Source organism: Nocardia sp. NPDC060255 (assembly GCF_042727395.1).
In the GTDB taxonomy this organism is placed as follows: domain Bacteria; phylum Actinomycetota; class Actinomycetes; order Mycobacteriales; family Mycobacteriaceae; genus Nocardia.
This window is the reverse complement of record NZ_JBHXAU010000002.1, coordinates 315,271-328,187: the sequence shown is the minus strand read 5'-3', so window position 1 is coordinate 328,187 and position 12,917 is coordinate 315,271. Positions and strand designations below refer to the sequence as shown.

At 67.3% G+C, this 12,917-nt stretch carries 12 protein-coding genes; 5 read left to right on the top strand and 7 right to left on the bottom strand.

From position 1 onward, the window contains the following. Positions 1-61: 61 nt before the first annotated feature. Positions 62-571, top strand: a complete 510-nt coding sequence (locus ACFWF1_RS07310; RefSeq protein ID WP_379286231.1) for a PaaI family thioesterase — start codon at positions 62-64, stop codon at positions 569-571. Positions 572-634: 63 nt separating this feature from the next. On the opposite strand, the gene ACFWF1_RS07305 is transcribed toward ACFWF1_RS07310, so the two are convergent. From ACFWF1_RS07305 to ACFWF1_RS07280, 6 genes are read right to left on the bottom strand one after another with little or no spacing between them, the layout of a single operon-like run. Continuing rightward, positions 635-1,477 (bottom strand): acyl-ACP desaturase, encoded by an 843-nt coding sequence (locus ACFWF1_RS07305; RefSeq protein WP_379286229.1) that lies wholly within the window; start codon positions 1,475-1,477, stop codon positions 635-637. Positions 1,478-1,493: 16 nt separating this feature from the next. Next, positions 1,494-2,342, bottom strand: coding sequence for an SAM-dependent methyltransferase (locus ACFWF1_RS07300; RefSeq protein ID WP_379286227.1), 849 nt, complete (start codon positions 2,340-2,342; stop codon positions 1,494-1,496). Further along, positions 2,339-2,596 carry an acyl carrier protein gene (locus tag ACFWF1_RS07295; protein WP_357384065.1) on the bottom strand — a complete coding sequence of 86 codons (258 nt, stop codon included), beginning with the start codon at positions 2,594-2,596 and terminating at the stop codon, positions 2,339-2,341. The genes ACFWF1_RS07300 and ACFWF1_RS07295 overlap by 4 nt, the downstream gene beginning before the upstream one ends. Then, positions 2,593-3,141 (bottom strand): PaaI family thioesterase, encoded by a 549-nt coding sequence (locus tag ACFWF1_RS07290; RefSeq protein WP_379286225.1) that lies wholly within the window; start codon positions 3,139-3,141, stop codon positions 2,593-2,595. The genes ACFWF1_RS07295 and ACFWF1_RS07290 overlap by 4 nt, the downstream gene beginning before the upstream one ends. Before the next feature lie 4 nt (positions 3,142-3,145). Beyond that, positions 3,146-3,934, bottom strand: coding sequence for a ferritin-like domain-containing protein (locus tag ACFWF1_RS07285; protein ID WP_379286223.1), 789 nt, complete (start codon positions 3,932-3,934; stop codon positions 3,146-3,148). Positions 3,935-3,973: 39 nt separating this feature from the next. Next, a complete protein-coding gene (locus ACFWF1_RS07280; RefSeq protein ID WP_379286221.1) occupies positions 3,974-5,635 on the bottom strand; it encodes a fatty acyl-AMP ligase in 1,662 nt (553 codons plus the stop codon). Positions 5,636-5,867: 232 nt separating this feature from the next. Here ACFWF1_RS07280 and ACFWF1_RS07275 point away from each other — a divergent pair, with 232 nt between their 5' ends. The 4 genes from ACFWF1_RS07275 to ACFWF1_RS07260 all read left to right on the top strand — a co-directional run bounded on the left by ACFWF1_RS07275 (position 5,868) and on the right by ACFWF1_RS07260 (position 11,112). Beyond that, complete coding sequence (locus ACFWF1_RS07275) at positions 5,868-7,106, top strand: cytochrome P450 (protein ID WP_379286219.1); 1,239 nt, start codon at positions 5,868-5,870, stop codon at positions 7,104-7,106. A gap of 31 nt (positions 7,107-7,137) precedes the next feature. After that, the gene (locus ACFWF1_RS07270) at positions 7,138-8,358 is read left to right on the top strand and encodes a cytochrome P450 (RefSeq protein ID WP_379286217.1); all 1,221 of its coding nucleotides are present in this window, start codon (positions 7,138-7,140) and stop codon (positions 8,356-8,358) included. Further along, positions 8,355-9,731: an NAD(P)/FAD-dependent oxidoreductase gene (locus tag ACFWF1_RS07265; RefSeq protein WP_379286215.1), complete on the top strand. Its 1,377-nt coding sequence runs from the start codon at positions 8,355-8,357 to the stop codon at positions 9,729-9,731. The genes ACFWF1_RS07270 and ACFWF1_RS07265 overlap by 4 nt, the downstream gene beginning before the upstream one ends. Before the next feature lie 115 nt (positions 9,732-9,846). Beyond that, on the top strand, positions 9,847-11,112 hold the full coding sequence (locus ACFWF1_RS07260) for a cytochrome P450 (protein ID WP_379286214.1): 1,266 nt from the start codon (positions 9,847-9,849) through the stop codon (positions 11,110-11,112). 95 nt (positions 11,113-11,207) lie between these two features. On the opposite strand, the gene ACFWF1_RS07255 is transcribed toward ACFWF1_RS07260, so the two are convergent. Next, positions 11,208-12,917, bottom strand: a complete 1,710-nt coding sequence (locus tag ACFWF1_RS07255; RefSeq protein ID WP_379286212.1) for a hypothetical protein — start codon at positions 12,915-12,917, stop codon at positions 11,208-11,210.

Genomic DNA, 12,917 nt, shown 5'->3' with positions numbered 1-12,917 from the left:
GCTGGCGTTCACCGGGCGCTGATCGAATGGCCTGGCATCGTTCGCCAGGGAGGAAGAGGCCATGACCAGCACCGAGACACATGCCAACGAGCCGGCCACACACACCAACGGCGCAGGCACACCGGCCGACGCCACCGTGGCGTCCCGAGTCCATGAACTGACCACGGTTTTCGAGCGCGGACTGCAGGAGAACCTGGGTGTCGGCGCGTCGCTGGGGATCCGGCTGGAGACCGCGGGCGACGGCTACACCCGGTACTATCTCGACCCGAACCCGGCCACCATCAATGCCATGTTCACCGTGCACGGCGGCGTCATCGCGACCCTGATGGACACCGCGATGGGCAGCGCCGTGTTCACCAAACTCGGTGACGGCGTCGCCTATACGACGTTGGAGCTCAAGGTGAACTTCATCCGCTCGGTCACCCTGGACGGCTCGCGACTCACCTGCGAGGCCAACGCGATTCACGTCGGCAGGCGGACCGCGACGGCCGAGGGCCGGATTGTCGACGGAAACGGCAAACTGATCGCGCACGGCTCCACCACGATTCTGGTGCTGAACCCGGAGAAGTAAGCACCGCGAATGGCCCTGCTTCCGAATGTATTTCGGGAGCAGGGCCATTTCTGTGCCCGAGGATCAAGCGAGGGTGTGGCATTCCTCGATGAATCGCACCAATTCGTCCAAACGATCGGTGCGGGTATCCACCGTTCGGTCGATCACCTTCACGAGATGTTCGTACGCCTCGGTGTGGTCATAGGACGCCACATCGGCGATCTTCAACGCCCACCGCCAATACCCACGCATGGTGTCGGCCAACGGCATCCGGAAGTTGGCGATCACGTCACGGATCGGCTCCACCGTCGCGTCGCCGTGCACCCGCAGATACCGGCCGACCATATCGGCCATGAAGCTGAAATGCCTTGCCTCGTCGCGCGACAGTCGTGCCAGCACCGACGCGAGCACCGGATCCGCCACCACGTCGCGCAGATGCTGGTAGTACATCTGCGTCGCCTTCTCCTGCACCAGCGCGTAGGCGAAGAACTGCACCGGATGGTCGTAGGGCAGATCGAACGGCTTCTGCCCCTCGATCGCCAATTCCGCACGCAGCGAACTACGTTCGGCGATCCCGGAGGCCTCCTGATAGCGGGTCAGTGCGCGCGAGTGCGTGTCCTCCTCCAACGCCCAGCGGACGGTGAAGTGGTACAGCTCGCGGTTGTGGATGAAGGCCTCCCGGCTGACCGTGTCGTCCACCGGGAAATACCGGTGGTAGACCTCGAAATAGCCGGGCAGATGGTCCTCGATGAGCGTGACGAACTGCACCGCCGACTGCTGGCCGTCGGTGAGCCTGCCCGCGTCGGCGCGGGACCAGTCGAACGCGGTCTCCACATCCCAGGCCCGCGACGAGGGGGAGGCGGCGAGGAAGCCGTCGACCGCCTCGGCCACCTCGCCGACCGGAATCAGTGTTGACTCGATATCCATGTGGCTCTCCTGACCGTCAGCGGGCGTTACGACACGTCAGCGCGTAATGCTTTGTCGTGTAACCCCATCCGGCATTCGCGATCTCCAGGTAGTGCCGCAGCTTCGCGGCCAGACCCGGCCCGTGCGCGTCGATGCGCTCGGCGGACGCGTACACGTTCGCGATCCAGTCGTCGATGGTGCGCCGGTAGTGGTCGGTGAGATCGTCCACCGCGATGATGGAGAAGCCGGCGTCCTCGGCGGCCGTCACCAGATCCGACAGCGGCCGCAGATCGCCCCAGCCGAAGATGTCCTCGCGCACGAACTCGGTGCCGACCTTGGTGTCGAAGGCGTTGTGCGACGCGGCATTCCGGAAGCAGCTCTCCGAGACATACAGCGTGCCGCCGCGACGCAGCACCGCGCGGGCCCGGCGGAAGATCTCGCCGAGATCGGGCATGTGCACGATCGAACCGAGCAGGGTCACGGCATCGAAGCTGCGCGGCGGCAGCTCTAGCCGCTCGAAATGCCCGACCTGGGTGTGTACCCGTTCGGCGACACCGCGCGCGAGCGCCTGTTCCGCGATGTACTCGTGCTGCCGCGGCGCCGGGCTGACACCCAGTGCGTCACAACCGAATTCCTCGGCCATGAACAGGATCAGCGAACCCCAGCCACAGCCGACGTCGAGCAGCCGCTCGCCGCCGCGCAGCCCGAGCCGATCGGCGACGAAGCGCAGCTTGTTGCGCTGCGCCTGCTCCAGGGTGTCGGTGTCCGAGGCGTACAGCGCGGAGCTGTACTTGCGCAGCGGGTCGAGGAACTGGCCGAAGATGTCCGGGTCCAGGTCGTAGTGCTGATTGGTATCGGCGGTGACGGGCAGGTCGGTGACGGTCACGCCGCCGCCTCCTGCAACGCCCGATCGACGACCTTGACGACATCATTGAGGGTGGACAGCCCGAAGACGTCCTCGTCCTCCAGCTCGATGTCGTAGGTGCGCTCGATCTTGGCGACCATGCGCAGCACCCGCACCGAGTCGACGCCCGCCATGCCGCGCAGGTCGACGTCGGGCAGCAGGTCCGCCGCGGCGATGCCGGTCTCGGTGGCGGCGATCTCGGTGACGGTGCGCAGGGTGTCGGCGGGATTCGTCATGAGTGAACTCCATTCGTAGAGAAGGTATTCGCGGCGGAGAGCGCGTCGGAAAGCAGGGCGACTTCGTCGTCGCCCAGCGTGAGTTGGTGGCGCACGTCGTCGAGCGCGAACCGTTGGTAGGCGGCGGTGGCGGTGGCGCAGACGGCGCCGTTGCCGTCGAGGATCTCGGCCGCGGCCTGGATCGGCCGATCCGGGGCCTGGTCGGACAGTGTTGCGACGCAGCGGTATTCGTGGTCCACCAGCAGCGGCGTGAGGAAGCGGGTGCGCTGCGACACCGTGAACGCGGGGTAGTTGCGCGCGAGCACGATCAGGTTGCCCATCACCTCGTCGCAGATCACGCCGATCAGACCGCCGTGCACGACACCGGGATACGACTCGAACTCGCGGCCGAGCCGGAACCGGGCCTGCAGGCCGTCCGGGTGCGGGGTGAACGCCAACCGCAGGCCGGTCGGGTTGTGTGGCGAGCAGCCGAAGCAGTGGTAGTCGGGGATCACCGACCACGGCACCTGCACGGCGGCGCCGTCGACGGCGATAGCGCGGTCCATCGCGTTAAGCGATCGTGTCGGCTAGTGCGCGGCGGACCTTGGCGTTGCTGGACAGATCCAGCCCCGTCATGTTGGCGAAGGTGCGACGCACCTTGTCGTGCAACACATCCAGCTCGCCCTCGGCGGCGACCTGTTCGAGGAACAGGTCGAAGCCGGTGTCGATGGTCTCGTGCTCGCCCATCTCGGCGATGCCCGCCTTGAAGGTGCTCACCGGATGCTTGATCTTGGCCTCGGAGCTGTACACGTACAGCGTCTCCAGCACCGAGGGCAGTTCCTCCGGACGCTGCTCCAGCCGCTTCGTCGCATAGTGGATGAACTCCCGCGCATGCCCCGCCTCGTCGCGACTCGCGCTGAGCAGCAACCCTTTCAGCACCGGCTCCTGTACCCAGCTCGCCACGGCGCGGTAGATGTGATTCACCGTGAGCTCGGAGATGATGTTGGTGGCCAGCGTCGCCGACGGGGTGCTGCCCGGTGCGTAGGGCTCACGCATGGAGTCGACCACCTTGTCGTCCACGCTTTCGCCGATCGCGCCGAGCCAGGAGCGAAACGCGTAGTGGTGCTGCACCTCCTGGTAGCCCCACACCACCGCGAAGGTGGAGAAGTCGTAGTCGTCGACGAATTCGTTCATGAAGCCGTGCACGGCGGCGATGACGTTGGACTCGCCCATCGTCGCGCTCTTGGCCAGCGTGATGTATTCGGGACGGACCAGTGCGCGGTCGACGGCGTCGAGGTCCAGGTCGGCCAGCTTCCAATGCAGGCGCTCGTAATGACGGAAGACTTCATAGCTGTGCACAGGTGACTCCAGTTCGGTTGGTGCGAATCGGCTTGGTGGTTAGTGCTTTCGAGCGGTGACGAGATCGCGGGCGGCGAGTCGTTGCAGCTTGCCGCTGCTGGTGCGTGGAATGCTGCGCGGCGCGACCAGGTACACCTCGACCGCGGCGAGCCCGAGTTCGGCCGCGACCTGCGCCCTTATGCGTTCGCCGAGGGCCGCGGCGGCCGCGTCGGTCAGTTCGGATTCGGCGATCAGCGCGATCACGTCCGCGCCGTCGGGGTCGGTGGCGGCCGTGCAGCGCCCCTTGTAGACGCCGTCGAGGTCGCGCACGGCCGCCTCGACGTCCTGGGCGTAGTAGTTCACGCCGCGCACGGTGATCATGTCCTTGCACCGGCCGGTGACGAAAAGCTCACCGGCGCGCAGGTATCCGAGGTCGCCGGTGCGCAGCCAGCCATCGGTGCACAGGCCGGCCACGGTCTCGGGCTGGGCGGTCAGGTAGCCGTCGGTGACCGATGGGCCCTGGATGAGGATCTCGCCGACCGCGCCGTCCGGCAGCTCGTGGTCGTCGTCTTGGTCGACGATGCGCAGTCGCAGGCCGTCGACGGCGGAACCGACCGCCGCGACCGCCTTCGCGCCCGACGCGTCCGGGGAAACCTGTTGTGCCTGTGCGTCCTCGGAGAGGGTCGCGCGATCGACGAACTCGAACAGCGGCTCTCGGCCCAGCGGCGGGAAGGCGACGGCGAGGGTGGCCTCGGCCATGCCGTAGACGCCGAACATGGTCGTCGGCGCGAAACCCGCTGGCGCGAAACGCGCGCAGAACGCGGTGACCACGTCCCGTGAGATCGGCTCGGAGCCGTTGAACGCGATCCGCCATTTGCTCAGGTCGTAGTCGGTCACCTGCTCCGGCGGTATCGCGGCGAGCAGTGCCTCGTAGCCGAAGTTCGGCATCGCGGTGATCGTCGTTCCGCTGGTGGCGAATTCGGCGAGCCAGCGCGCCGGATCCTTGACGAACGCCAGCGGCGACCAGACGTGCGCGGGGATGCCGCGCAGGATCGCCGAGAGCGTGCCGAACAGGCCCATGTCGTGGAACAGCGGCAGCCAGAAGCCGCCGGTGTCGGCGAGGTCGAGCGCGATGCCGGTACGAATCGCGGCCAACCCGCTGAGCACGTTGTGATGGGTCAGGCGGACACCTTTGGGTGTCGCGGTGCTGCCCGAGGTGAACTGCACGATGGCGAGATCGTCCGCGCCGAGGGTTGGCAGCGGAGCGTCGTCGTTCTCGCCCTCAGCGAACAGTGTTGCGGTGTCGATCAATTCGACGTTCACCGCCTCACCGAGCACCGCCGCCAGCTCCGCGAACCGATGCGACATCAGCACGGTCCGCATGCCCGCGGCCTCGACGATGGCCGCCAGTTTCTGTGGGTATCCGCTCATCTGCCGCGCACCGGCGGGCAACGGCAGGGGAGTGGCCGCACCACCCGCCGCCGCCACCCCGAACAGGCTGATCAGGAACTCAGGGGCGTTAGGGCACAGGATGCCGACCGGCTCGCCACGCGAGACGCCGCGCCGCACCAAGGCGGCCGCGGCCGACCGAGACCGCCGGTGCAGCTCGGCATAGTCCACGGTTTCCGACACCGACCAGAACGTGGCCGACACCCCGGGGTGTCCGGCCGCGATCTCGGCCATGCGGCCGTGCAGGGTTTCGACCGATTCCGCAGAATTCATGACTGCCACGACAACAGCGAATTGTGACGGCCCCTTGAACTGATTGTGAATTGCGGTGTTCGATAAAGAAGGGCGATCAACCAATCGCAGTGCACGATAAAGGAATTCGGCTATGGCGCGATAGGAACGGGTGATCGCCGCCGCTCCGAGGTGTCGGGAAGCCCGACGATGGACCGCGGAATTGCTTTCGCTACCGCAATTTATCCCGTTTCCAGTTATCCAGGAGTTGCCGGTGAGTTCCGACCATTCGGCGGTCGAGGAATTGACCCCGGTCCAGCTGGCGGTCATCGAGAGCGTCGCACCGCACATGCGGCACAACCCGTATGGCAGCTACGAGGTGCTGCGCGCCGCCGGGCCGTTCGTCCCGGGCCCGCACGACATGCACCTGGTGACCCGCCACCACGAGGCGCAGACGATCATGCAGGACCCGCGCTGGAGCCACGCGGAGGAACCGCAGCTGCTGCACGGCGACAGCGATGTCGAGCTGCCCGGCTCGTTCCTGTGGATGGAGCCGCCGGACCACACCCGGCTGCGCGGGCTGGTCAGCAAGGCGTTCACCGCGCGCACCATCAGCGGCATGCGGGAGCGGGCCGAGCAGCTGGTCGACGACCTGATGGCGAAGATGCTGGCCGAGCGCGACGTGGATCTGCTGGACGCGCTGGCCTATCCGCTGCCGCTGACCATGGTGTGCGAGCTGCTCGGCGTGCCCGCGGAATCGCACGACCACGTGCGCGAGATTTCGACGGCTATCGCCCGTGGCCTCGATCCCGACGTGCTGTTGTCGCCGGACGAACTCGCGGCCCGGACCGCCGCCGTATACGCCTTCCTGGACTTCTTCGGCGAATTGGTGGAGGAGCGGCGCAAAACCCCGCGCGAAGACCTGATCACGGCGCTGGTGCAGGCCGACGACGCGGGCGCCAAGCTCACCGCCACCGAATTGCTCGGCACCCTGCTGATTCTCGTGGTGGCCGGGCACGAGACCACGGTGAATCTGATCGGCAACGGCGTGCTCGCGCTCATCCGCAATCCGGACGAGTTCGAGCGGCTGCGCGCCTACCCCGAACTGTGTGAGCCCGCGGTGGACGAAGTACTGCGCTACGACGCGCCCGTGCACCTCACCACCAGGACCGCGCACGACGAAATCACCCTCTCCGGACGCACTTTCGCGCCCGGTGACGCGGTGATCGTGCTGCTCGCCTCGGCCAACCGGGACCCGCTCGCCTTCCCCGACGCCGACCGCTTCGACATCGCGCGCTATGCCCGCGGCCGAAAGTCGGAGCGGCACTTGTCCTTCGGGCTCGGCCTGCACTACTGCCTCGGCGCGCCCCTGGCCCGGCTGGAGATGCAGGTGGTGCTGCGCGCCATCACCGAGCGCGTCGCCACCATGACTTTGCTCGAGGAACCGCCGTACCGGCCGAACGTGGTCGTGCGCGGCATGTCGCAACTTCGCGTCCGGCTGGAAAGCAGATGAGGCACGGCCGCGCACTGAACCAGGAGCCCCGATGAGCACTGCCGTTCCCGCCGACGTCACCTTCGACGCCTTCGAGCCGAGCGAGCGGGCCGATCCGTATCCCGCCTATCGCCGGGTGCGCGACGCCGCGCCGCTGTTCCCCTACGAATTCGGCGACGTGCCGGTCACTTTGATCACTCGCTACGAGGAGTGCGCGGCGATCCTGACCGGCTCCGACTGGGGACACGGTTACGCCGCCGGCATCAGCCCGTTCCGCGACACCACCGCCGCGATCCCCGGCTCGTTCGTCCGGATGGACCCGCCCGAGCACGGCCGCTACCGCAAGCTGGTGGCCAAGGCGTTCACGCCGAAGATGATGGCCGAGATGGTGCCCCTGGCCGGGCAGGTCGTGCGCGATCTGGTCGAGGCGGCGTCGCGTCGGGGTGCACTGGACGTGCTGAACGGGCTGGCCGTGCCGCTGGCGGTGGCGATGGTGCCGGTGCGGCTGCTCGGCGCGGACCCGGCCGACGGTGCGCTGTTCCGGCAGTGGCAGTTGGCGATCGCCCGGGGCAGCGATCCGGATTCGCTGCTCGGCGAGGCGGAGGTGGCCGCGCGGGGCATGGCGGCGATGGAGTGCATGGGCTACTTCTCCCGGCTGATCCAGGAGAAGAAGGCGAACCCGACGCCGGATCTGTTGAGCGCCTTGGTCGCCGCGAGCGTGGCCGGTCAGCTGACCGAGCCCGAGGTGATCGGCATCGCGCTGCTCACCCTGGTCGCGGGCATGGAGACCTCGATCAACCTGATCGGCAACGGCATGCTCGCGCTGCTGCGCAATCCGGAACAGCTTGCGCTGCTGCGGGACAACCGGGAGCTGATGGGCCCGGCGCTGGAGGAGATGCTGCGTTACGACGCGCCGACACAGTTCACCATTCGGGTCGCGCTGGCGGACACCACAGTTGGCGAGCATCGGTTCCAGCGCGGCGACGGCGTTGTCGTGCTGACCGCGTCGGCCAGCCGCGACGATCGGGTCTTCCCGGACGCCGACACGTTCGACATCACCCGCTACGCCGGAAACCGGCCCGCCCGAAAGCATCTCGGGTTCAGCCTCGGCATCCACTACTGCGTCGGCGCGCCGCTGGCCCGGATCGAGGCCGAAGCCGCGCTCGGTCAGCTGCTCGGCGAAGCCCCGAAGCTGGCGCTCGCGACCGACACCGTCGAGTACCAGCCGAGCCTCATTCATCGAGGGATTCTGGCCCTGCCGGTGACGTTGTGACAGCGTCGCAGCACGCGGTCGTGCTCGGGGCGGGCATCGCCGGATTGCTGGCGGCTCGCGTACTTTCCGACCATTTCGCGCAGGTCACCATCGTCGAGCGGGACAATGTCGAGGGTGCCGAGGTGCGGCGCGGGGTGCCGCAGGCGCGGCATCTGCACGGGCTGCTCGATCGCGGTCGCACCATCATCGAACAGCTGTATCCGGGGTTCACCTCCGAGCTGGCCGAGCGTGGCGCGACCACGGCCGAGGCGCTGGTCGGAACCCGCTGGTATGTCGGCGGATTGCGGGTCGCGCCGACCTCGACGGGACTCACCTCGGTGATGGCAACGCGGCCGCTGCTGGAATCGGTGCTGCGGCAACGGACCTTGGCCGCACCGGGGGTTCGCCTGTGCGAGGGGGCCGCTCGCGGACTGATCGGCGACGCCCGACGGGTGCATGCGGTATCGGTTTCCGGTGCGTACGGCACGCAGGCGTACCCGGCTGATCTGGTGGTCGACGCGACCGGCCGTGGTTCGCGGGCGCCCGTGTGGCTCACCGCACTCGGCGCGCAGGCACCGGCGGAGGACCAGCTCGAGGTCGACCTCGGGTACGCGTCCCGGATGTTCCGGCGCACCCCAGGACAATTGGACGGCCACTCGTCGGTGATCATCTCGACCGGCGCGAACGGCCGTGGTGGCGGATCGATTCGGGTCGAGGGCGACCGCTGGCACGTCACCCTGGCCGGGATGCTCGGCGACCATCCGCCGACCGATCCCATCGGTTTCGCGGCCTTCGCGAGCACCATCTCGGCGCCGGATATCCACCAGATCGTCACCACCTCCGAACCGCTCGGTGCTGCTGTGCCGCACCGATTCCGGTCGCCCGTGCGCCGCCGGTTCGAGCGACTCGACGCGGTGCCGCAAGGCTTTCTGGTGCTCGGCGACGCGCTGTGCAGCTTCAACCCGCTGTACGCCCAGGGCATGGCGGTGGCCGCACAGCAGGCCCTCACACTGCGTGACTGCTTGCGCGGCGGTGCCGATGCCGAGCTGCCCGCCCGGTTCTATTCCGCCGCAGGCAAAGTCGTGGATGTCGCCTGGCAGCTCGCGGCAGGCGCGGATCTCGGCCATCCCGGCGTGCTCGGCTCGCGTACGCCGCGGACCCGGCTCACCAACGCCTATGTCGCGCGCGTCCACCGGGCCGCGCATGTCGATTCCTTGGTCGCGCGGACCTTCATGCGCGTGGCCAACCTCGTCGAACCGCCGACCGCACTGCTGCATCCGCGCGTCGCGAGCCGAATCCTGCTGCGCGGCAACGGCAGAACCGTCGCCGTCGCCGACTCCGGCGCACAACCGTCCGCCGACCGCACACCGATCCCCATCGAGCCGACGAGGTGACGGCCCGCAGCGTCGCGGGCCCGCACCTCCCTACCCATTTCGAACGCTGAGCATTCCGAACGACCGGCAGCACCGGCAGCACGCCGGTGCACCGCACAGGAGGGACCAACTCGACATGGACTCGTCGCACGCGAGCACGGCTGTCGCGGAACAGGATTCCGTACAGACCGCGATCGCCCACTTGTTCGGCCCTGAAGGCAGAGCCGACCCGTACACCCCCGCCCGCGTCTTGCGGGAGGCGGGCCGGGTGCACCAGACCCCGCTCGGTCATCGCCTGCTGACCCGCTACGACGACTGCGTCGCCGTGCTCTCGACGACCGCGTGGAGTCACGCGGAAGAGGCCGCGATGATGCATCCCACAGTGTCGCCGGAGGACGCGCCCGAGGAGCTGCCCACCTCGTTCCTCTGGATGGAGCCGCCGGACCACACCCGGCTGCGCAACCTGGTGACCAAGGGCTTCACCCCGCGCATGGTGACCAGGCTGCGGCCGCGCATCGAGGAGCTCACCGAGCAACTCGTCGACAAGGCCCTGGAGGCAGGCGAATTCGATCTCATCGAGTTCATCGCCTACCCGCTGCCGTTGATCATCGCCTGCGAGCTGATCGGTGTGCCGAAGGAGGCCTACGGCCAGGTGCACCAGTGGTCGCAGGACCTGGCGCGCGGGTTCGACCACGACTACACGTTGCCCGAGGAAGCGTTGCAGGCGCGCAGCGCCGGATCGCGCGGCTTCATGGGCTACTTCCGGGAACTGCTCAACGAGCGGCGCAAGGACCCGAAGGACGACCTGCTCAGCGTGCTGTCCCAGGTCGAGGATCGCGGCGATGTGCTCACCGAGCAGGAGCTGCTGGCCACCTGCATCACCACCTTCGTGGCGGGCCACGAGACCACGGCGAACCTGGTCGGCACCGGCCTGCTGCAGCTGATGCGCAATCCGGACCAGATCGCCGCACTGCGAGCGCGTCCCGAACTGTGTGCCTCGGCACCGGACGAACTGCTTCGGCTGGAGCCGTCGGTACAGATCACCACCCGGGCCGCCACCCGGCCGATCACCGTGGCGGGCCACGACTTCGAGACCGGTGAAGGCGTTGTGGTGCTGATCAATTCGGCCAACCGCGACGACGCCGCCTACCTCGACTCCGACCGGGTCGACGTCGCCCGCTACTCCGACCCGAAGAACCCGGCCAAGAAGCACCTCGGCTTCAGCCTCGGCATCCACTACTGCCTGGGCGCGCCGCTGGCCCTGCTGGAGATGGAGGTGCTCCTGGAGGTGTTGCTGCGCAAGGTCAAAGACATCGACCTGCTCACCGACACCCCGCCGTACAAGCCGAACGTCGTGATCCGCGGACTGGAGTCCCTCCCAACGCGATTCACGCCTGCCTGACCGGCCACGGTCGGTGCGAGGGACCCGGAGCCGGAGGGGCGCCGGGTCCCTTGTCTTCGTAGCGCACCCCGCGCGGGCACCGGCTCATTGAATCCTTACCGGAAAGCCCCACTGCCAACCAGGATTTCGTTCGCGAGTGCGACAACATTGACGGTGCTCCGGCCGTGCTCTTCCTCGTTCGACAGAAATGTATCGCCCCCGTCGGCGACGCCTCGCGACCGTGCGACTACTCCGCCTGCGTTATAGCTTGATCCGAGGAACTGGTCCAACGGTTGACTCGCCCGTACTTCCGGCGTGGCGTGGGATGCCGCGTCGTCCTTGAGCATTCGCAGGTTGTAGGCAGCCGCTTTGACCGCCAGATCATCGTTCCCGATCAGATCGGTCCACTCCTTTCCCTGGAACTTGTCCGGGTATTTGGCCTTGACCTCGTTGAACGGGGCTATTTTCTGATTGGTCAGGCCGATCGAATTACCCGCACCGTGCTTGTCGATGTGGGCCATGGAGCCGAGCACCCGCAGCTCATCCCACATTTTCCCGGCGGCGGGGCCGGCCGGGTTGGGGTGATAGGTCGACGGATCCTGCAATGCGTTGTAAAGGCCGGACTCCAGGCCGGTCCGCAGGGGCGCGCCCTCTTGTAGCACCATGGCAAGCACCAGGCGCGGATCGATCCCGGCCTCCCTGCCGTACTTCACGGCAAGGAGGGCCCAATACTTCATCTGCGGACCGTACTTGTCCAGTGCTTGGAGATCCATGGCTGTCAGGGTCGGCACCGGACCCTCCCATTTCGCGAGTTTGTCCAATTCCCCGTGGAGCGCGGTGTTGTCGTTCGGATTTCCGGATTCGACGAGAAGCGGCAACCGTGCCAGCGCCTCCATTTTCGCGAGGCCGTCGAGGGTATGGAGCCCGTAGAAGTCAGGGTTTGCCAGTATCCCGTTCAGCGGGCTGGCCGAGAATACATTGTCGAAAACTTGCTCCGCGCCATACAGATCGAGCAGAGTCACCATGTCGACCGAGAAACTCACCGCGCTGTTCTCGATCGTCGCATCGATCTTGCTCGCGCTGGGAAATGCTTGGGGCCCAGCAGCTACGAGTCTCGTTCTGAGCTCGACGAGGCCGGCGTGGTATCCGCGCGCCGCGTTGCCGAGCAGGCCGGCGCCGGTGAAGAGATCGCCGATCCCGTCCAGCAGCGCATACAACCCTTCGACGATGTCGGGGACCTCGGGAGCACTGATGGCAGCAAAACTCTCGGCCACTTGCCGCAGCCCGGCCAGGTCGAGCTCGGACTTCGCGAACGCATCCCAGGTGCTGGCGGCCGCGTCGAGCAGGTCGGTCCGGCCGTTCGGCACGGTCGTCGGGATGCCGGCCGGGCTCGGCGCCAACAGAATTCCGGGTCCGTTGTCGTGATTCGGCGCAGGCACGGCAGGAAAATCGCCTTCGCTGATCGGCATCGTCGTCGACGGAACGGGCGCGACCGGTGCTGGCCCCGCGCGATGTTCCGGGCCCGCGCTGTTGTATTCGGCCGTCTCCCAGTTGTATCCGGCGATATCGAGCACATCGCCGAAATGGTCGAGCGATTTCGCGCACGCAATCGTCGCGTCGCGGATGTCACCGCTCAACTTCGTGTACGCCGAAGACCAGCCGCTGTTGGCCGGGAAGGTCCCGGCCATTCCGCCGGTCGCACTCAGCCCGGGAACCAAGATCCCGGAAACGGCCTTTTTCAAGTCATCCCGTAGCATAGTCAGTTTCTTGGCAGCGGCGTAGTAGACCTTGGCATCGACGATCAGCGCGGTGTCTGCTGGAGGCAT

Bases quoted from the DNA above. Each gene is read 5' to 3' on its own strand.
- ACFWF1_RS07310 (WP_379286231.1), top strand. From the start codon at position 62: ATGACCAGCACCGAGACACATGCCAACGAGCCGGCCACACACACCAAC.
- ACFWF1_RS07305 (WP_379286229.1), bottom strand. From the start codon at position 1,477: ATGGATATCGAGTCAACACTGATTCCGGTCGGCGAGGTGGCCGAGGCG.
- ACFWF1_RS07295 (WP_357384065.1), bottom strand. From the start codon at position 2,596: ATGACGAATCCCGCCGACACCCTGCGCACCGTCACCGAGATCGCCGCC.
- ACFWF1_RS07290 (WP_379286225.1), bottom strand. From the start codon at position 3,141: ATGGACCGCGCTATCGCCGTCGACGGCGCCGCCGTGCAGGTGCCGTGG.
- ACFWF1_RS07280 (WP_379286221.1), bottom strand. From the start codon at position 5,635: ATGAATTCTGCGGAATCGGTCGAAACCCTGCACGGCCGCATGGCCGAG.
- ACFWF1_RS07270 (WP_379286217.1), top strand. From the start codon at position 7,138: ATGAGCACTGCCGTTCCCGCCGACGTCACCTTCGACGCCTTCGAGCCG.
- ACFWF1_RS07260 (WP_379286214.1), top strand. From the start codon at position 9,847: ATGGACTCGTCGCACGCGAGCACGGCTGTCGCGGAACAGGATTCCGTA.
- ACFWF1_RS07255 (WP_379286212.1), bottom strand. From the start codon at position 12,917: ATGCCTCCAGCAGACACCGCGCTGATCGTCGATGCCAAGGTCTACTAC.